Below are 18,105 nucleotides of genomic sequence, written 5' to 3' on the forward strand. Positions count from 1 at the left end.
TTTGGAGGGGTGGCGTATGGTTGAGCTGCCTGTTTGGATCGCCGAGGATCCGGTGCGCTTTGTGGTGATAGTAGCGCTGGTCTTGCTGTTCGCCCGGATGGTTTGGCGGCGCCTGACCCGCAAGTATTTGCCCCTGAGTGCTGAGCAGGCAGCTGAGCGGCTCGATGACGGCCAGACCCTGTTTCTGGACGTGCGCACGGGAGCTGAGCTGCACGGCGGCACCATACCCGCAGCCATGCACATCCCTAAGCACTTGTTGCGTCGCCGCCTGGCAGACCTGGAAATAAGCAGCGATACCCCTATCGTTGTTTATTGCCAGAGTGGCATGCGTTCTGCCAGTGCGGCGCGTATCTTGACCCGCCACGGTTTTAGTGAGGTCTATAATCTTCAGGGTGGTATGGCAGCCTGGCGGGCACATAATCTTCCAGTGAGCAGCGATGATTAATCGACGTCGGCGCGGGATCTATCTACTGCCCAATCTGCTAACCACTGGCTGCGTATTCTTCGGGTTTCTCGGCATAATCCTGGGCATGGACGGTGATTTCGGCCTTGCGGCGATTGCCGTGTTGGTCGCAATGCTCTTTGATGGCCTGGACGGTAGGGTCGCCCGCATTACCGGCACCGATACAGATTTTGGCGTGCAGTACGACTCCCTTGCCGATATGGTAAGTTTCGGGTTGGCGCCTTCGCTCATTGTCTATAATTGGGCCTTGGGCGATAACGCTACGGTGCTACTTTGGGATAATGGTGGCTGGCTGGCTGCCTTTCTATTCGTAGCATGCGCAGCGCTGCGCTTAGCGCGCTTTAATACCCAGAGTGGGGTGAGCGATAAGAGCTATTTCCAGGGGTTGCCCAGCCCGGCTGCAGCCGGGGTAGTGGTGACCTTGGTCTGGTTTGGTGAACGGGTCGGGCTAAGCGGTTATGAGGCAGCCATCCCTGCGGCAATTATTACTATTGCCGCAGCCGCCATGATGGTCAGCAATATCCGTTATGACAGCTTCAAAGAGCTTGATATACGCTATAGGGTAAGGTTTCCGGCGATTGTAGGTTTGGTGGTGGCCTTGATACTGATCGCCGTTCATCCGCCTACCGCGCTATTTGTGGGGTTCTTCGCATATTTGTTATCGGGCCCGGTGTTAACCATAGTTAGGCTGCGTCGGCACCGTTGGGAGCGGCGCGGCTGATAAAGATTAGAAAAAATAAAAACAGCTATGGTATAGTTGGGGTGACTCTTGCAGCCCCCTGGAACCATTTAGCAGCCTCGGTATGGTTCTCTTGGCGCGAGGTTTGGCGTCATGTGGATTACAGGCAAGGATGCGCAGCGTCATCTACACCGGGGGTCCGTTATGGCGCCGGGGGGTCTTAGGGGGTCCTATTTAGGCAGCAGCAACCTTTGACAGAGAGCAGATCGATGGGCGAAGCAGACCGGTTGATAATCTTTGATACCACCTTGCGCGATGGCGAGCAAAGCCCCGGGGCCTCAATGACCCGCGAGGAGAAGATTCGTATCGCTAAGGGGCTGGAGCGCCTTAATGTCGATGTCTTTGAGGCCGGTTTCCCGGCGGCTAGCCAGGGTGATTTCGAGAGTGTCCGAGCTGTTGCCGAGACCATCAAGGGTAGCCGGGTCTGCGGCTTGGCGCGGGCTCGAGAGGCGGATATTCGTACCGCAGGGGAGGCGTTGGCGCAGGCGCAGGCGGCAAGGATCCATACGTTTATTGCGACCTCGCCGATCCACATGCAGAACAAGCTGCACATGCAGCCCGATGAGGTTGTTGAGGCAGCGGGCAAGGCGGTCAAGCTGGCGCGGCAGTTGTGCGACGATGTCGAGTTCTCGCCGGAGGATGCCGGACGCTCTGAGCACGACTTCCTGTGCCGGATCATCGAGGCTGCGATTGATGCCGGGGCGGGAACTATAAATATACCGGATACGGTTGGTTACAACGTCCCGGAGCAGTTTGGCGGGCTTATTGGTACCCTTTTGGAGCGCATCCCCAATGCCGATAAGGCGGTCTTTTCGGTGCATTGCCACAATGACCTAGGCCTAGCGGTGGCCAACTCGTTGGCCGCGGTGCGTGCCGGTGCCCGGCAGGTAGAGTGCACCATCAATGGTCTAGGGGAGCGGGCCGGTAACGCCTCGCTGGAAGAGGTAGTCATGGCGGTGCGGACCCGCCAGGATGTCTTCGGTTGCGACACCCAGATCAACACCCGGGAGATCGTGCCGGTCTCCAAGCTGGTTGCTAATATCACCGGATTCCATGTCCAGCCCAATAAGGCGATAGTCGGGGTCAATGCCTTCGCCCATGAGTCAGGGATCCATCAGGACGGGGTGCTCAAACACCGCGAGACCTACGAGATAATGCGTGCCGAGGATGTTGGTTGGCATACCAACCGCATGGTGTTGGGCAAACACTCCGGACGTAACGCCTTTCGCTCGCGGCTTGAGGAGCTGGATATAGTCATCGACTCCGAGGAGCAACTCAACGAGGCGTTTGCCCGCTTTAAGTCCCTGGCCGATAAAAAGCATGAGATCTTTGACGAGGATCTGCAGGCGCTGGTTACTGAAGCCGGTGCGGCGCTGGAGAATGAGCGCATTAAACTGCTCTCCTTGCAGGTTTGCTCCGAGACCGGAGAGACCCCCGAGGCTAAGGTCTCCCTGATCATTGATGGTGAGGAGAGGCGGGCAGTGGCGCCGGGCAGTGGGGCCGTCGATGCTGCGTTTATGGCTATCGACTCGTTGGTGCAGTCGGGGACTGAGCTGCTGCTCTTTTCCATCAACAATATCACTACCGGGACTGACTCGCAGGGTGAGGTGACTGTCCGCCTGGAGCGCGGTGGTCGGGTGGCTAATGGTCAGGGTGCCGATGTCGATATCGTGATCGCCTCGGCTAAGGCCTATATCAACGCCCTGAACAAGATCCTGGTCGGCGCTGATCGTCAGCACCCCCAGGCCGGTGATGTCTGATCTATGGATCGGCGGCGCCTTAGCTACCTGCAGCGGCTTGGGATAGATGTCTATATCCCACGTGATGCGCTGATAGAGGAAGCCACGGAGCAGGGGGCGATGTGTGGGCCGGCGCGACGAGAGAGTCGGGAGAGCCCACCGCGAGCGGGGCACATAGCGCCTCGGGCGGTTGACCGGGGTGAAGCTACAGGTGCTGGTAGTGATCAAACTCCAGGGCCGATAGTCTCTGGGACCACCTCTGGCACAGCGCAGCCCGAAGGCGGAGTTAGTAGTCAGTTGGCTAAGGCGGGGACAGATGGTGGCAGCACGCCAGAGCTAGGCTATGCCCCGCCGCCTGATGTCGCCGCGCTCGATTGGTTGGAGCTAGAGCAGACGGTTGCCGCGTGTCGCAGTTGTAAGCTTTGTGAAGCGAGGACCCAGACCGTCTTTGGGGTCGGTGATAAGCGAGCCGATTTAGTCCTCGTAGGCGAGGGGCCGGGGGCAGATGAGGATCGGCTCGGTGAGCCTTTCGTCGGGCGCGCCGGGAAGCTGCTCGATGCCATGCTGGCGGCTATCGACCGCGGTCGGGAGCGCGGCGGTGTCTATATCTGTAACATCGTTAAGTGTCGGCCGCCGGGTAACCGCGAGCCCCGCCCCGATGAGGTGGCTGCCTGTAACGGCTACCTACGCCGGCAGCTCGAATTGCTCGAGCCAAAGCTTATCGTCGCCCTCGGCCGGGTGGCGGCACAGAAGCTGCTCGCTAGCACCGCCCCGCTAGCGAAGCTGCGCGGGCAGACGCACACCTATGCCGATACCTCGATCCCGGTGTGGGTGACCTACCATCCGGCCTATTTGCTCCGCTCTCCGGCCGAGAAGGCTAAGTCATGGCAGGACCTGAAACGGATTCGCGCGGCACTCTAAGCGCTGCTGCCGAATCGCCCGATCTGGCCGCAGCCGCGGGGCCGGGCACATCTTCGGCTGCGGGCGGTATAGCGACAGCAGCTGGCGGGGTTACCAGGCCCATGACCGAGGCCGACCTGGAGGCGGTGCTAAGCATCGAGCGCCATGCCTACCGCTATCCATGGAGCGAGATGATCTTTCGCGACTGCCTGCGGGTGGGCTACGGCTGTTTTGTCCACGAGGTCGATCAAATCGTCGGCCACTTGGTGGTAAGCTGCGCAGCAGGGGAGGCGCATATCCTCAATATCTGCATAGCCCCGCCCTGGCAGCGCCAGGGCATCGCCCACCACTTGCTCAATGTCGCCGTAGAGCGCGCGCAGTTGCTAGCAGCGCAGATGCTCTTTCTCGAGGTTCGGCCTTCCAACGTCCCCGCCTGCCGTCTCTATCAGCAGTTTGGCTTTAATGAAGTGGGGCGGCGCCCTGGCTACTATCCCGCCCCGCACGGCCGTGAGGATGCTTTGATTATGGCGCGGGAGGTTGCCTTCTAGAGGCTGCTCACCCGCTGCTCCTGCTCGGCGAGCTTGGCTAGGGCCTGTTGGGCCTCCTCAAGTTTGGCCCGCTCTTTGTCTACCACCTCCTGCGGGGCCTTGGCGACAAAGCTCTCATTGGCCAGCTTCTGCTGCGCTCGCTCGATATCGCCCTCAATGCGCGAGCGCTCCTTGGCTAGCCGGGCGAGTTCGGCCTCTTTATCAATCAGCCCTGCCATGGGTACCCGCACCTCCATATCGCCGGCAAGGGCGAGGGCCGACTCCGGCGGTGTTTCGCCATCGTCGAGCAGGCGGATGGACTCCAGGCGGGCGATGCTGGTCAAGAACCCACTATGGCGCTCGAGCAGTTGCCGATCCTCAGCGCTGGCGTGGCCGAGTAGTACCGGCACCGGCCGGCTCGGCGAAATGTCCATCTCGCCGCGGATGCGCCGTACCCCAAGTATAATAGCTTGTAACCAGGCGATCTCGGCCTCAGCGGCGCTGTCGCGCTGCTCAGGTTGGGCCGCGGGGTAGGGCTGGCGCATTATGCTCGGCCCTTGCTTGCCAGTTAGCGGGGCGATCTTCTGCCAGATCTCCTCGGTGATAAACGGCATCAGCGGGTGGGTGAGGCGCAGCAAGGTCTCCAGGACCTCGAGCAGGGTCTGCCGGGTGCCGCGGGCCTGCGCAGCGGTGCCGTCCCGCAGTGCCGGTTTGGACAGCTCTAAGTACCAATCGCAGTACTCATCCCAGGTAAACTCGTAAATGGCTTGTGCGGCCATGTCGAGACGGTAATCGGCGTAGCCTTGGCGGACGCTGGCGATGGTCTTATCTAGCCGTGTGCGGATCCAGCGCTCGGCGGCACCGAACTCAACGCCTTCCCCGCTGTAGCCACAGTCCTCCTCGGCGGTGTTCATCAGCACATAGCGCGCAGCGTTCCAGAGCTTGTTGCAGAAGTTGCGGTAGCCTTCGACGCGGCCTAGGTCAAAGACTACATCACGGCCGGTGGTGGCCAGTGAGGCGAAGGTAAAGCGCAGTGCGTCGGTGCCGTGGGCCTGGATGCCGTCCGGATAGTGGCGCCGGGTCATCTGGGCGATACGCTCGGCGAGTTGCGGCTGCATCATGTCGGCGGTGCGTTTGGCGACCAGGGACTCCAGGTCGATGCCGTCGACTATATCCAGTGGGTCGAGCACATTGCCCTTCGACTTGGACATCTTTTGCCCTTCCGGGTCGCGTACTAGGCCGTGGATATAGACCTCGCGAAAGGGCACATCGTCCATAAAGTACAAACCCATCATGATCATGCGGGCGACCCAGAAGAAGATGATATCGAAGCCGGTCACCAGCACCGAGCTTGGGTAGAAGGTGCGCAGCTCCGGTGTCGACTGCGGCCAGCCGAGGGTGGAGAAGGGCCACAGCGCTGAGGAGAACCAGGTGTCGAGCACATCCTCGTCACGGGTCAGCGCTGTGGTGCTGGCTATAGCGTAGCGCTCGCGCACTTCATCTTCGCTGCGGCCGACGTAAACCTGACCCTGCGGGTCGTACCAGGCTGGGATACGGTGCCCCCACCAGATCTGGCGCGATATGCACCAGTCCTGAATGTTGCGCAGCCACTCGAAGTAGGTCTTATCCCAGTTATCCGGGATGAACTTGATCCGCCCATCGGCGACCGCCTTGATGGCCGGCTCAGCGAGCGGCTCGGCACGCACGAACCACTGCCAGGTCAGGTAGGGCTCGATTACGGCACCGCTGCGATCGCCGCGCGGCACCATCAACTTATGCTCCTCGATTTGCACCAGCAAGCCGGCGGAGTCAAGATCGGCTACCACTTGCTCACGGGCGGCGTAGCGATCCATGCCCTGATAGCGAGCGGGGGCTTGTTCATTGATGTGGGCATCTTCACTGAGCACGTTGATGCGCTCTAAGTCGTGCCGTTCACCGACAGCGAAGTCGTTGAAATCGTGGGCCGGGGTGATCTTCAGGCAGCCGCTGCCGAACTCTGGGTCGACGTAGTCATCGCCGATTATCGGGATCTCGCGCTCGACCAAGGGCAGGCGCACACTGTGCCCGATCAGGTGAGCGTAACGCTCATCCTGCGGGTGTACAGCGACCGCTGTGTCGCCGAGCATGGTCTCCGGGCGGGTGGTGGCAACCACCACGCTCTCGCTAGGGTCATCGGCCAGCGGGTAGCGCATGTGCCAGATATGCCCCGCCTCCTCCTGAGAGACGACCTCCAGGTCGGAGACCGCGGTGCGCAGCACCGGATCCCAGTTAACTAGCCGCTCGCCGCGATAGATCAGCCTGTCCTCGTAGAGTCGTACGAAGACCTCGTTTACGGCCTCGGAAAGGCCGTCGTCCATGGTAAAGCGCTCGCGGCTCCAGTCGACCGAGGCGCCCATGCGGCGCAGCTGACGGGTTATGGTGCCGCCGGATTCGGCCTTCCACTGCCAGACGCGCTCGAGAAACTTCTCGCGCCCAAGGTCGTGGCGGCTCAGTCCCTCGCCCTCCAGCTGGCGCTCGACGACCATTTGGGTGGCGATCCCGGCGTGATCGGTGCCCGGTTGCCATAAGGTGTTGTACCCATCCATGCGCTTGAAGCGGATCAGCGCGTCCATCACCGTATCCTGGAAGGCGTGACCCATGTGGAGGGTGCCGGTGACGTTCGGCGGCGGGATCATGATGCAGTATGGCTCACCTTCGCCGCTCGGGGCGAAGTGTCCGCCCTGTTCCCACATCTCGTAGAGCTTGCTTTCAATATCGCTCGGGTTGTATGTCTTCTCCATTTATTCCTCTATCCTGTTATTGATTTTTTCTGGTGCTGCTCACCGCGCTGACCAGGGCGTCTTCGACAGCCTTGCGGATTGGTTGGCGGGACTGTTGTATAGCTTCGTCGAGGCGCTCAGCTATCTGCTGGCGAAAATGCTTGGCTAGCGTGCGGCAAGCCTGGCGCTCTATCTCGGCGCGCAACTCGGCGGGCACCTCGGCAACCGTTTGCGGCTCCCTGCTCGCAGCCGGTTCCTCAGGCTGGTGCGGGGTTGGTTGGCTGTTCTGCTCTGCGGCGTTTGTCGGGGTGGGGTCAAGGGTGCCTTGCCCCTCCCACAAGGCCTTTAAAGATGGCGGCGGGGGGGCGCTAAGCAGACCACTATCTTGACCTTCGATGCCAAGCCATGGACCGCCGGCGTTGCGTACCCGCTCGCCACTCATGACCAAGTCATAGAGAAGAGGAGGCTCATCGCCTTTAGGCATAAACGGATCGTTCATCGCTAATCCCCGTCAATATGATGAGTCTGTGGTTGGCAGCCGTGTTGTTGGTACTCTTTATAACGGGCTCGGCCAGGCTTTAGGGTCGTCTGGCGCTGATCGAGGATCTCCGCTACTCTGGCGCCCTGGGCCCAGTTATGGGGCATATCGTCGGTCAGGTTGATTAGTACCGCGCTATCGCTGGTGGGGCTGGTGTCGGGGGCGGTACCAATGACAACCGGCTCGTCGTCGTGTTCTGTTATGCAGGCGTGGGGTATGAAGCTCCCCTGGCGGAAGGTCCAGAGCAGTCGATCGACCCTGGCCGTCTGTTCATGATCGGCTGTTAGCATAACAACGGTTATGCCTTGAGAGTAGGCCTTTTCGGCTAGGCGGCATGCGAAATGCTCGCGTACGTTAACGCCCGACTGCTTGAGGATGTAGAAGTCGACCCGGGTCACTGGGCTCCCTGCTGGTTGGTTGTCTTTGCTTTATAGTGTACGTAAACATGCCGAGACTGACGAGAGAGGGCGGGTAGTTGCGTTGATTTTTTCCATTATCGATCGTTACCTGTTTCGCGAGGCAGCTGCAGCTAGCTTTGCGGTCTTCCTGGTGCTGTTTGTAGTCCTTGCCGCTAATCGCTCGATCGACTATCTGGCCGATGCGGCTGGAGGTGAGATTCCCGCTGAGGCCGTGGCTGTCCTGATGGGGTTGCAAGTCCTTCGCTATCTGGGCGTTGTTGTGCCCGCGGCGCTTTTCATCGGCATGGTTTTGGCTATGGGCCGCCTCTATAGGGATAGTGAATTGCCGGTGCTGGCCGCCTGCGGGGTGGGGCCGGCGCTTATAACTAGGGGGTTGGCCTATTTGGCTGTGCCGGTGGCTGTCCTGGTCTTCGTCTTGAGCGTCTATGTTGCGCCCTGGGCGAGCTATCAGGCCGATGTCTACAGCGAGCAGGCAGCCCGTGATGTTGATCTCGGCGCCTTTCAGGCAGGGCAATTTGTAGGTGGTGGCGACATAGGGACTTTATATGCTGGGGATAGCGCTGGTGAGGGTGAATTGCGCGAGGTATTTGTTTACGTCCAGGATGCCGACAGAGAGGTAATAGTGCGCGCCGATCGGGCAGTGCAGGATTATCGGCCAGAGACCGGTGACCGATATTTAGTCTTTGGTGACGGCTATCGTTATGACGGCAAGGCGGGGCAGCGCGACTGGACGGTGACTCGCTTCGAGCGCCACGGTTTGCTGGTTGATACTAGAGAGGCGGTAGATGTCGAGCGCGATCGCGAGGGAACAGCAACGGCTGAGTTGATCGGGTCAGATCACTTGGCGGATATAGCTGAAGTGCATTGGCGGCTGTCCATGCCGGCTATGGTGATCGTCCTAACGGTTTTGGCAGTCCCTTTGGCCAAGGCCGAACCGCGCGATGGTCGCTACGGTAAGCTGCTCAGTGCCGTGTTGGTCTATGTTGCCTACTTCCAGCTGTTGACCACCGGCCATGAGTGGTTAGAGGAGGGGCGCACGCCGGCTGAACTGGGTTTGCTCTGGGTGCATGTTGCAGCGCTGCTGGCTGCATTGGCCTGGACCCGGTATCGCTTTGGTGGCCTATGGCCGGTCCGCCGCTCTGGATCGTTGGGTAACTAGTAACATGTTGATCCTGGTAGTTTATCTTGCCCGTACAGTGATTCTGGCCGCGCTGGTAGCGTTGGCGGCGATACTGGCCTTGGATCTGGTCTTTGCCCTCGCCGATGGCGTCGCCGATGGTGATGAGAGTACTTTTGATGTGCTCCTAGCTGCGTTGCTCGATGCCCCAGAGCTGGCTTACGAGGCCTTTCCTTTTGCAACACTGATCGGATCGTTGATGGGGCTGGGTGCCTTGGCGGCTCGTCAAGAGCTGACAGCTATGCGGGCCGCAGGGGTATCGGTGGTGCAGATTGCCGGTGCGGTCATGGCTGGTGGGTTGGTGCTGGCGGTACTAGCTAGCGTTGTGGGTGAGTATGTGGTGCCCGCCGCTGAGCGCCAAATGGCTGCTATGCAAGGCGCTGCAGAAGCGGACGAGTTGCGTACCGGGCCGGGTGGCGATCTGTGGGCCCGTGATGGGAGAGATTTCCTGCGCGCCGAACGACCCCGCTCAAGGTCCCACTTGCAGTCTGTGACCGTTTTCCGCTTTGCCGATGGCGAGCTCACAAAGCGCATAGGGGCTGAAGAGGCCTTTTATGACAATGGCAGCTGGAGGCTGGAGCAGGTTGAGGTAATTAGCTTTGATCAACAGGGGGTGGAGCTTGAGAAGCTCGACTCGTGGCGTTGGCCTGGTGAACTGCGACCTGATCTGCTTGCCTTGGTGGTAGCCGACCCGGAAAAGCTTCCTGCACTTGAGCTATGGCGATATATCCGTTATTTGGAGAATAATGATCTGGACAGTGCGCAGTACCGTTTGGCGCTCTGGGAGAAGATAGCTACTCCTCTGGCGACCCTGGCGATGATGCTGGTTACTGTGCCGTTGGTCTTTACCGCGGTGCGTTCTGCTGGTGCCGGTCAGCGCATAGTGGTGGGGATATTGGTCGGCGCGGCCTTTTTCCTGGTTAACCGGGCGCTCGGGCAGGCGGGGATTGTTTATGGTTTGCCGCCGTCGGTGGCTGCGTTGTTGCCGGTGGTGGTGTTTTTTATCATTGGTGCGGTGGGGGTCATGCGGGTCAGGTGATTAGCGGTTTCATTGAGTCGGGTGGGGCGGTAGTGGGAGACGCAGTAAATCTGCCCCTAGTTAGAGTCTCTCAAAACACCCCTCAGGGCCATTTCGCTCCCCGGTGTGGAGGACGCCGTGAATCCGTCCCTGGAGGCTTCATGGCGCCATCCATGGCGCCAAGACCTCCACACCGGGGCAGCGCAATGGCCCTGGGGGTGTTTTGAGAGGCGGCCGGGCAGATTCATAGCGCTGCCCTAGATGCCGTGATCTCTACTACCGCACTAACCCGGCTCAATGAGACCGCTAATCGGTGGCCCTTAGTCAGGCTGTCGTTGGCTGCCAAAGTCCTTACATAATTGGCGGATGATTCAGTAATTAGCATATCTATTGGGCTGCTAGCAGCTGAGACTTGCTGACAAGCGCTGCGTCGATTTCTTCTTTCAGGGTGTTACCGCTCTTCTTTACAAACCAGTTGCTGGCCTTTCGGGCCCTGTCGAGAGCCCTGAGAGTGTGGTCAGGCGGCTGGCAACCCGCATGGTTGTCCACGGGCTGTCCATACGGCCCGTAGGGCTCAGGGCGGTGCAAAGCGCTTGTCTACAAGTCCACATAGCTAAGGAAAAGGAGATGGCGGCGGGCCGCAGAAAAGCATCAGCATGTTTGAATGCTCCGCCAAATTTATACGGTTTTTCAAAGCTAATAACACCCCGCTCGATGAAACCGCTAATCGGCCGCCTCGCCGGGCTCTACGAGATCGCTAATCGATTTAGCAGGGCCACGAATTGGGGGGGCTTTGGCGTCTTCCCTGTGCAGCGTCATTAAAACTCCCCCTGAGCCATTTCGAAATGCCCCGGTGTGGAGGTCTTGGCGCCATGGATGGCGCCATGAAGCCTCCAGGGACGGATTCACGGCGTCCTCCACACCGGGGCAGCGAAATGGCTCAGCAGGGAGTTTTAATGACGTCCTGGAAGAATCAACCCGCCTATTCCTCATCCCGCTGGATAAGCCAAGTTCCCGCGAACCGGTCGTGAAAAGTGCGGCGTTCGGGGTCAAACAGGGCCCACAGGAAGCCGCCGCCAGCGGCGAGCCAGGAGATGATGGCGAGGAAGAAACGGATGCTGGCTTGTCTGAGCGAGGGCCTATGTCCGTCAGAGTTGACTATGTTCAGTTTCCAGGCGCGCATGCCCAGTGTGGCGCCATCGTGCATCCAAAAGCCGACAAAAAACAGGTATAGAATGGCGGCGAGATAGATGCGCAGAACGGGGTCGCCGGGCGATACCTCTTCGCTGGAAGTAATATAGTGGCTGCCCATGACGTAGATCAGCGTGCCTATCACGAGTACTGATATGGTCAGCAGAAAGTCGTAGAAGAGTGCAGCTAGTCGCGTGCCCCATGAGGGTGCTTTAGGTGATTTGCGGGGCTTGTCAGGCATGTTCGGTCGGGGTGAGTGGTAGCTGGCTGGTAAGCAGATGGAGTGTGACTAAATGGCGCTCCCAAGGGGATTTGAACCCCTGTTTCCGCCTTGAGAGGGCGGCGTCCTAACCGCTAGACGATGGGAGCTCGTGGTCGCGTTATAATCGCTGTAGGCAAAGCCTACATAAACTTTTAATAATATTGGGGGTCAACCCATCAAGCTAAGCCTGCTATTATACAGGTTAGTCAACCACGGACAAGGGTATGAGTAATTTCTTCGAGGAGTTTTGTGAGTCTGGACGGACCTAAAGATGTAGAGCCGAGAATCATTCCGCGCGATGCGCATCGTGTCTCACGCGCTGATATAAGCGATAACGCTTTGAAGGTGCTGTATAGGTTGCGTAAGGCCGGTTATCAAGCTTATATGGTGGGCGGCGGGGTGCGCGACCTGTCATTGGGGCGAGAGCCGAAAGATTTTGATGTGGCTACCGATGCTCGTCCGGAAGAGGTGCGAGGGCTGTTTCGTAACTGCCGCCTGATTGGACGGCGGTTCAGATTAGCGCATGTTCATTTTGGCCCCGAGATCATTGAGGTAGCTACCTTTCGGGCGATGCATGACCCTGATCAGGATGATCTGCAGGGCGATGTTGTTTATGAAAAGGGCCGCATAGTCCGGGACAACGTCTACGGCACATTAAGTGAGGATGCGTTGCGGCGCGATTTTACGGTCAATTCACTGTATTACAACATCGACGATTTCTCGGTAGTTGATCATGCCGGCGGCATGGATGACCTTCATGCCGGAGTAATTAGGCTTATCGGTGATCCGCATGAGCGCTTTCAAGAGGATCCGGTGCGGATGCTCAGGGCGGTGCGCTTTGCGCTCAAGCTCGGTTTTCGTATCCATCCGGATACGGCGCGACCGATACCAGAGCTAGCCCCCACCCTGGCCGATATGCCGGCAGCCCGGCTGTTTGATGAAGTGCTCAAGCTCTTTCTCTCGGGGATGGCGCTGGAATCATTCGAGATGCTACGCCATTTCTCGCTCTTTGATCCCTTGCTGCCGGTGACAAGCGAGGCGCTGAAAGAAGATGGCGATGAGTCATGGGTCCCCTTTTTAGCCGCTGCATTGCGCAGCACGGATGAGCGGGTGGGGGCGGATAAGCCGGTGACCCCGGCCTTTCTCTTTGCTGCACTGCTCTGGCCGGCGGTGCGCAAGCGCGAGCGGGAGTTGCGGGCGGCGGGAGAGCAACCGGCACCGGCCATCCAGCAGGCCGGGTCTGAGGTGCAATCGGCGCAGCAGTCACGCATAGCGCTGCCCAAGCGCTTTAGCATTCCTATGCGCGAGATCTGGTCGCTGCAGGCGCGTTTGGAACGCCGCGGAGCCCGGCGTGCTCAACGACTGATGCGCCATCCTAGGTTCCGGGCAGCTTATGACTTTCTCGAGTTGCGCGCTGGTAGTGGCGATGCGCCAAGCGAGCTGGCGCAATGGTGGCGGCAACTGCAACAGGATTCGCCTAACTCGCCAGCTGCCAAGCAGCAGGGGAAAAGTAGGGAGGAGAACGGCGCGAGCACTGCTAATGCCGACGATAAAGCTGCTAATAAGCCCCGCCGAGGTTCACGGCGGCGAGGTAAAAGAGGCGGTGCTAAGGGGCGCAGCAAGGTGAGTGAGGAGGGTTAAGTGGCTATTGTGCCCGCCTACATCGGTATGGGCAGTAATCTGCATAACCCGCCGCGGCAGTTGAGGCAGGCCCTTGCTCATCTCGCTGAGCTGAGTTCGGCCACTTTGATGCAGGTCTCCGGGTTCTATCGTAATCCTGCTATGAATGCGCCGGGTTTGGCGGAGCAGCCGGATTTCGTCAATGCGGTGGCGAGGCTTGATTCGCAGCTCTCGCCCCATGAGCTATTGGATCAGTTGCAGGCTATTGAGAGGCGGCAGCACCGCCAGCGTGATCGGGATTTGCGCTGGGGGCCGCGAACATTGGACTTGGATTTGTTAGTTTATGGGGATGTTCAGCTCGCTGATGACAGGCTAACAATACCTCATCCGGGGCTAGAGCACCGGCCGTTTGTCGTCTTTCCTCTAGTGGAGATCGAGCCGCAGCTGATAGTCCCCGGTATGGGGGAGATTGGCGAGATAGCTGCCCGGTTAGATGCTGGTCAGCTCCTGCGAATCGATTCATAGATTTTTTTAGTGCGTGCCGATTGCACAGTAACGGCATGCGGAGGTGGTATGAGCGCTAGTGCCAGTGGTAGTCAAAGCAGAGGATCTGGCCATGGTGAGTCGGATGCCCCGATAACGCCGGTGACTGTTGCTGCCCTTGCGGCGATGAAATCAAGGGCGGAGCCGATTGCTTGTCTGACAGCGTATGACTTCGGCTTCGCCGCGGCCTGTGATCAGTCCGGGGTAGACTTGCTGCTAGTGGGTGACTCATTGGGGATGGTCGTCCAGGGGCATGAGACGACGCTGCCAGTGAGTGTTGATGATGTTGTCTACCACACCCAGTGTGTTGCCAGAGGTGCCCAGCGAGCGTTGGTGGTGGCTGATATGCCGTTTATGAGCCACACCGATGTTGAGTTGGGGCTGCTCAATGCCGGTAAACTGATGAAGGCAGGCGGGGCGCAGATGGTCAAGCTCGAGGGGGGTGCGGAGCAGGCGGCCCTAGTCGAGCGGTTGACCGAGAATGGTATCCCGGTATGTGCCCACCTCGGGTTGAAGCCTCAGCGGGTCCATAAGTTGGGCGGTTATCGGGTGCAAGGTAGGGCAGAGCAGGAGGCCCGGGATATGGAGGCGGACGCCAAAGCCCTTGAGCAGGCGGGGGCGGATCTGCTGATTCTCGAGTGCGTGCCGGCGGAATTGGCCAAGCATTTGGCGCAGAGCCTGCGGATGCCGGTTGTGGGCATCGGTGCTGGACGCGGCTGTGATGGCCAAATCCTGGTTCTTCATGATGTGCTAGGGGTGACTAGGCACCCACCCCGCTTCGCCGAGGATTTTGGTAGTTCGGCTGGTGGGGTAATGGCTGCCATTAGGGCGTATGTAACGGCGGTCAAACAGGCCACATTCCCTGGTAAGGAGCACGAGTTTAAGGCGTGATACAGCTAAGCGAACGCCATGAGATGCGCCAGCAAGCCCGCCACTGGCGGGCTCGAGGAGAACGTATCGGTCTGGTGCCGACTATGGGTAATCTGCATCAGGGCCACCTAAAGCTGGTGGAGGAGCTATCGAACCACGTCGATAGGCTGGTGGTCTCAGTCTTTGTTAATCCCTTGCAGTTTGGTCCTAGCGAAGATTATGAGTCCTATCCGCGCACCCTGGCAGATGATTTGCGCGCTCTCGCTGGCTATCCGGTAGACGCGGTCTTCGCTCCCTCAGCGGAGCAGATGTATCCGCGCGGTGCCCCGGCAACCACGATTGATCTGCCTGCGCTTACCAATACCCTATGCGGCGCTGATAGGCCTGGCCATTTTGCCGGGGTGGCGCTGGTTGTGGCCAAGTTGTTCAATATTGTTGAGCCGGATGCCGCGGCGTTTGGTAATAAGGATTATCAGCAGCTACAGGTGATCCGCCGCTTGGTACAGGATCTTGACTATCCGGTTGAGATTCTGGGAGTTGCGACTGTGCGTGAAGCGGATGGCTTGGCTCTAAGTTCGCGGAACAACTATCTGGATGCTGAGCAACGTCGTGTCGCCGCCGAGCTCTATGCGACCCTGCAGGAGATGGTGGCCGAGCTGCGCGCCGGGCGTCGCGATTATCAACAGCTGGAGGCGGCGGGCGCAACACGACTTAGGCAGGCGGGCTTTTCACGCGTGGATTATCTGGCAATTCGCCGCAGCGACGATCTGGCTGCGCCGTCTCCGGCTGATACCGAGCTGGTCTGCCTGGGAGCAGCGCAGGTAGGGGCAGCCCGACTTATTGACAATATCGCAGTGCGATTGATCGACTAGGCTCCTGGAGGCATAATTGCCGAGCCTTGTCAGTTGTGCAGGTGCACATGACTAAACAATCAGGTATGGTTGAAACGAGACTATGTGGTGCGAGGTGATCAAGTAATGCAAATGACGATGCTCAAGGGTAAGCTCCATAAGGCGCGGGTGACCCAGACCGAACTCGAGTATGAGGGGTCTTGCGCCATAGATGCCGAGCTCCTGGAGGCTAGCGGTATTCGCGAGTACGAGCAGATCCATGTCTACAACATTGAGAATGGAGAGCGCTTTGTAACTTATGCGATAACCGGTGAGCATGGCTCGCGAATGATCTCAATGAACGGGGCGGCTGCGCATAAGTGTAACGAGGGTGATAGGGTCATTATCTGCGCTTACGCTGGGCTTGATAGCGAGGAGTTGGCCGGTTTCCAGCCGCGCTTGGTCTACCTTGATGAGGCAAACCGGGTCACCCACCGGCGTGGCCAGATCCCTTTGCAAGTGGCCTGAGCGTGTTGCACGCGGCGCTCCGGTAGGAGGTGGCGGAGCCTACCCGTGCCCTAGCCTCTCAAGTGCCCACCTGACGTGCTCTCGGACAACAGCGGAGGGATCACTCAACCCGCTGTTGAGGGCACTTACCGACTCTGCTGATGGCGCGCAGTTGCCAAGCGCGACCGCTAGATTGCGCCGCCAGCGCTCATAGCCTGCGCGACGAATGACCATGCCTGCGGTTCGGTCCAAGAAGGTCGCCTCATCCCACTCAAAGAGGTGAGCCAAAAGGGCGTTATCGAGGCCGTGGCGGGGTTGAAAATCATCCAGTGCTGTCTGTGCTGTTTGATGGTTCCAGGGGCATACCTGCTGACAGGAGTCGCAGCCGAAGATCCGGTTGCCGATGGCCGGGCGCAACTCCTCGGGGATGCTGCCGGGGTGCTCGATGGTTAAGTATGAGACGCAGCGCCGCGCATCTAGCTGATAAGGGCTGAGCAGGGCTTGGCTGGGGCAGTTGTGTAGGCAGGCGCGACAACTGCCGCAGTGGTTGCTAACCGGCGAGTCTGGAGCTAAGGGTAGGCTGACGAATAGCTCACCGAGCAGGCAGTAAGAGCCTGCGTCCTTACAGATGAGCTGGGTGTTCTTGCCCACCCAGCCTATTCCCGCCTGACGGGCTAGCGCCCGCTCGAGCACCGGCGCGCTGTCGACGAAGGTGCGGTGGCTAATTGGGCCGTGGCTGGAGTACTCTTGGGCAATCCTCTGTCCGAGCAGGGCAAGCCGTTGACGCAACACCTTATGGTAGTCACGCCCTAGGGCGTAGCGGGCGACATAGCCGCGCGAGGGTTCGGCTAGGACCGCTTGTTGCGCAGCAGAAGTAGCCGGAAAGTGGTCCATGCGGACCACAATGATTGCTTGTGCGTCAGGGAAAAGCTGCTTGGGGCGGGCCCTTTTGCGGCCATGACGGGCCATGAAGTGCATCTCGCCGTGGCGCTGCTGGCGCAGCCAGTCCAGCAGCCGCTCTTCATCCTCGATCGGCAGGTGCGGTGCGGCTATGCGACAGTCACTGAAGCCCAGCTCTTTGGCCCAGGAGCGGATCGGGGCGGGATCGATAGGCTCGGTTGACATTTTTATCCTACAGTCTTTGTGAGTAGTCGGTTTTTAGGTGTTTTTGCCATGCAGGATCCGCACGAATTAGGCCCGTGCAACACAACTATGGCCGAGTATGCCAGTTGTGGCGAAACGGTGAAGTTTCAATTGCCCGATTGTGCCGCTACCGCCGCCTTGGGAGCCGCCATAGGCAGGGCCTTTAGTGCCGGGATGGTCTATCTGTATGGCGATCTGGGTGCCGGCAAGACCAGCATGGTGCGCGCTCTGCTGCGCAGCCGTGGCGTCGAGGGGGCGGTGCGCAGCCCAACCTATACCCTTGTCGAGACCTATGAAACCGACACGGGGCGCGTCTTCCATCTCGACTTATACCGCCTGGCGGAGCCTGAAGAGTTGCATTTTATCGGCCTGGATGAACTAGAGGCGGCAGACCTGTTGACTCTAGTCGAGTGGCCTGAGCGCGGCAGTGGCGTGCTGCCTGCGGCCGATTTGGTGGTTAGGCTGGAGCACTGTAACTTTCCAGGGGAGGGCGGGTCTGCAATAGATGCCACCGATCCTGCCGACAGCCCTCGCCATGTCGAGCTTGAGCCAAGGAGTGATTCTTCAGCCGAATCGCTGCGGCGAGCTTTATCACTTCTTGATATCCCGAGTTGCAGTTCTAAGTAGCTCCCTAATTACTATCCCTAAAGCCGCCTCTAAGGGCTTCCCCTGAGCCGCTTGGCTGCCCTGGGGTGGAGGTCTTGGCGCCAGGGATGGCGCCATGAAGCCTCCAGGGATGGATTCACGGCGTCCTCCACCCCCAGGGCAGCCAAGCGGCTCAGGGGAAGTCCTTAGAGGCGCCTTATGCTAGCACTGCCAGCTGCGACCATACGCGGAAGGTGTAAATCCATCCCTGGGGT

19 protein-coding genes and 1 tRNA gene are annotated in these 18,105 nt (G+C 59.4%); 13 read left to right on the top strand and 7 right to left on the bottom strand.

The window, feature by feature from the left end; all coding sequences use genetic code 11:
• Positions 1 to 16: 16 nt before the first annotated feature.
• The 5 genes from HH1059_RS02395 to rimI all read left to right on the top strand — a co-directional run bounded on the left by HH1059_RS02395 (position 17) and on the right by rimI (position 4,389).
• On the top strand, positions 17 to 445 hold the full coding sequence (locus tag HH1059_RS02395) for a rhodanese-like domain-containing protein (protein ID WP_096407860.1): 429 nt from the start codon (positions 17 to 19) through the stop codon (positions 443 to 445).
• On the top strand, positions 438 to 1,184 hold the full coding sequence (gene pssA, locus HH1059_RS02400) for a CDP-diacylglycerol--serine O-phosphatidyltransferase (protein ID WP_096407862.1): 747 nt from the start codon (positions 438 to 440) through the stop codon (positions 1,182 to 1,184). Before HH1059_RS02395 ends, pssA begins: the two co-directional genes overlap by 8 nt.
• 227 nt (positions 1,185 to 1,411) lie before the next feature.
• Entirely contained in the window at positions 1,412 to 2,962 is a 1,551-nt protein-coding gene (locus tag HH1059_RS02405; protein WP_096407865.1) for a 2-isopropylmalate synthase, read from the top strand.
• Positions 2,963 to 2,965: 3 nt separating this feature from the next.
• A complete protein-coding gene (locus HH1059_RS02410) occupies positions 2,966 to 3,862 on the top strand; it encodes a uracil-DNA glycosylase (protein WP_096407868.1) in 897 nt (298 codons plus the stop codon).
• The gene (rimI, locus tag HH1059_RS02415; protein WP_096407870.1) at positions 3,826 to 4,389 is read left to right on the top strand and encodes a ribosomal protein S18-alanine N-acetyltransferase; all 564 of its coding nucleotides are present in this window, start codon (positions 3,826 to 3,828) and stop codon (positions 4,387 to 4,389) included. Before HH1059_RS02410 ends, rimI begins: the two co-directional genes overlap by 37 nt.
• Here the strand turns inward: rimI and HH1059_RS02420 are convergent.
• From HH1059_RS02420 to HH1059_RS02430, 3 genes are read right to left on the bottom strand one after another with little or no spacing between them, the layout of a single operon-like run.
• Positions 4,386 to 7,148 carry a valine--tRNA ligase gene (locus HH1059_RS02420; RefSeq protein WP_096407873.1) on the bottom strand — a complete coding sequence of 921 codons (2,763 nt, stop codon included), beginning with the start codon at positions 7,146 to 7,148 and terminating at the stop codon, positions 4,386 to 4,388. The two genes, rimI and HH1059_RS02420, sit on opposite strands and share 4 nt — an antisense overlap.
• 16 nt (positions 7,149 to 7,164) lie before the next feature.
• The gene (locus HH1059_RS02425) at positions 7,165 to 7,626 is read right to left on the bottom strand and encodes a hypothetical protein (RefSeq protein ID WP_096407875.1); all 462 of its coding nucleotides are present in this window, start codon (positions 7,624 to 7,626) and stop codon (positions 7,165 to 7,167) included.
• 2 nt (positions 7,627 to 7,628) lie between these two features.
• Positions 7,629 to 8,063 (bottom strand): DNA polymerase III subunit chi, encoded by a 435-nt coding sequence (locus tag HH1059_RS02430; protein WP_096407878.1) that lies wholly within the window; start codon positions 8,061 to 8,063, stop codon positions 7,629 to 7,631.
• A 25-nt stretch (positions 8,064 to 8,088) separates the two neighbouring features.
• Here HH1059_RS02430 and lptF point away from each other — a divergent pair, with 25 nt between their 5' ends.
• Positions 8,089 to 9,243, top strand: a complete 1,155-nt coding sequence (gene lptF / locus HH1059_RS02435; protein WP_231902000.1) for an LPS export ABC transporter permease LptF — start codon at positions 8,089 to 8,091, stop codon at positions 9,241 to 9,243.
• Between the two features lie 4 nt (positions 9,244 to 9,247).
• A complete protein-coding gene (gene lptG / locus HH1059_RS02440; RefSeq protein WP_096407880.1) occupies positions 9,248 to 10,300 on the top strand; it encodes an LPS export ABC transporter permease LptG in 1,053 nt (350 codons plus the stop codon).
• Positions 10,301 to 11,002: 702 nt separating this feature from the next.
• Here the strand turns inward: lptG and HH1059_RS13115 are convergent.
• From HH1059_RS13115 to HH1059_RS02450, 3 genes are all read right to left on the bottom strand, one after another.
• Entirely contained in the window at positions 11,003 to 11,188 is a 186-nt protein-coding gene (locus HH1059_RS13115; RefSeq protein ID WP_162549318.1) for a hypothetical protein, read from the bottom strand.
• 73 nt (positions 11,189 to 11,261) lie between these two features.
• Positions 11,262 to 11,711, bottom strand: coding sequence for an RDD family protein (locus tag HH1059_RS02445; RefSeq protein ID WP_096407883.1), 450 nt, complete (start codon positions 11,709 to 11,711; stop codon positions 11,262 to 11,264).
• A 53-nt stretch (positions 11,712 to 11,764) separates the two neighbouring features.
• Positions 11,765 to 11,839 (bottom strand) — tRNA-Glu (locus HH1059_RS02450).
• Between the two features lie 142 nt (positions 11,840 to 11,981).
• Between HH1059_RS02450 and pcnB the strand changes: the two genes are divergently transcribed.
• The 5 genes from pcnB to panD all read left to right on the top strand — a co-directional run bounded on the left by pcnB (position 11,982) and on the right by panD (position 16,123).
• Positions 11,982 to 13,373 (top strand): polynucleotide adenylyltransferase PcnB, encoded by a 1,392-nt coding sequence (gene pcnB, locus HH1059_RS02455; RefSeq protein WP_096407885.1) that lies wholly within the window; start codon positions 11,982 to 11,984, stop codon positions 13,371 to 13,373.
• Complete coding sequence (folK, locus tag HH1059_RS02460) at positions 13,374 to 13,877, top strand: 2-amino-4-hydroxy-6-hydroxymethyldihydropteridine diphosphokinase (protein WP_231902001.1); 504 nt, start codon at positions 13,374 to 13,376, stop codon at positions 13,875 to 13,877.
• A 48-nt stretch (positions 13,878 to 13,925) separates the two neighbouring features.
• Complete coding sequence (panB, locus tag HH1059_RS02465; RefSeq protein ID WP_096407889.1) at positions 13,926 to 14,786, top strand: 3-methyl-2-oxobutanoate hydroxymethyltransferase; 861 nt, start codon at positions 13,926 to 13,928, stop codon at positions 14,784 to 14,786.
• Entirely contained in the window at positions 14,783 to 15,637 is an 855-nt protein-coding gene (panC, locus tag HH1059_RS02470; RefSeq protein ID WP_096407892.1) for a pantoate--beta-alanine ligase, read from the top strand. Before panB ends, panC begins: the two co-directional genes overlap by 4 nt.
• 105 nt (positions 15,638 to 15,742) lie before the next feature.
• The gene (gene panD / locus HH1059_RS02475) at positions 15,743 to 16,123 is read left to right on the top strand and encodes an aspartate 1-decarboxylase (protein ID WP_096407894.1); all 381 of its coding nucleotides are present in this window, start codon (positions 15,743 to 15,745) and stop codon (positions 16,121 to 16,123) included.
• 39 nt (positions 16,124 to 16,162) lie between these two features.
• On the opposite strand, the gene queG is transcribed toward panD, so the two are convergent.
• Positions 16,163 to 17,227 carry a tRNA epoxyqueuosine(34) reductase QueG gene (gene queG, locus HH1059_RS02480; RefSeq protein WP_096407897.1) on the bottom strand — a complete coding sequence of 355 codons (1,065 nt, stop codon included), beginning with the start codon at positions 17,225 to 17,227 and terminating at the stop codon, positions 16,163 to 16,165.
• Positions 17,228 to 17,275: 48 nt separating this feature from the next.
• Here queG and tsaE point away from each other — a divergent pair, with 48 nt between their 5' ends.
• Positions 17,276 to 17,872: a tRNA (adenosine(37)-N6)-threonylcarbamoyltransferase complex ATPase subunit type 1 TsaE gene (gene tsaE, locus HH1059_RS02485; RefSeq protein ID WP_420809684.1), complete on the top strand. Its 597-nt coding sequence runs from the start codon at positions 17,276 to 17,278 to the stop codon at positions 17,870 to 17,872.
• Positions 17,873 to 18,105 lie beyond the last annotated feature (233 nt).

The sequence above is a fragment of the Halorhodospira halochloris genome (assembly GCF_002356555.2).
In the GTDB taxonomy this organism is placed as follows: domain Bacteria; phylum Pseudomonadota; class Gammaproteobacteria; order Nitrococcales; family Halorhodospiraceae; genus Halorhodospira; species Halorhodospira halochloris.

Coding starts and splice junctions, on each gene's coding strand:
- HH1059_RS02395 (WP_096407860.1), top strand. CDS start 17: ATGGTTGAGCTGCCTGTTTGGATCGCCGAGGATCCGGTGCGCTTTGTG.
- pssA (WP_096407862.1), top strand. CDS start 438: ATGATTAATCGACGTCGGCGCGGGATCTATCTACTGCCCAATCTGCTA.
- HH1059_RS02405 (WP_096407865.1), top strand. CDS start 1,412: ATGGGCGAAGCAGACCGGTTGATAATCTTTGATACCACCTTGCGCGAT.
- HH1059_RS02410 (WP_096407868.1), top strand. CDS start 2,966: ATGGATCGGCGGCGCCTTAGCTACCTGCAGCGGCTTGGGATAGATGTC.
- rimI (WP_096407870.1), top strand. CDS start 3,826: ATGGCAGGACCTGAAACGGATTCGCGCGGCACTCTAAGCGCTGCTGCC.
- HH1059_RS02420 (WP_096407873.1), bottom strand. CDS start 7,148: ATGGAGAAGACATACAACCCGAGCGATATTGAAAGCAAGCTCTACGAG.
- HH1059_RS02425 (WP_096407875.1), bottom strand. CDS start 7,626: ATGAACGATCCGTTTATGCCTAAAGGCGATGAGCCTCCTCTTCTCTAT.
- lptG (WP_096407880.1), top strand. CDS start 9,248: ATGTTGATCCTGGTAGTTTATCTTGCCCGTACAGTGATTCTGGCCGCG.
- HH1059_RS02445 (WP_096407883.1), bottom strand. CDS start 11,711: ATGCCTGACAAGCCCCGCAAATCACCTAAAGCACCCTCATGGGGCACG.
- panB (WP_096407889.1), top strand. CDS start 13,926: ATGAGCGCTAGTGCCAGTGGTAGTCAAAGCAGAGGATCTGGCCATGGT.
- panD (WP_096407894.1), top strand. CDS start 15,743: ATGCAAATGACGATGCTCAAGGGTAAGCTCCATAAGGCGCGGGTGACC.
- queG (WP_096407897.1), bottom strand. CDS start 17,227: ATGTCAACCGAGCCTATCGATCCCGCCCCGATCCGCTCCTGGGCCAAA.
- tsaE (WP_420809684.1), top strand. CDS start 17,276: ATGCAGGATCCGCACGAATTAGGCCCGTGCAACACAACTATGGCCGAG.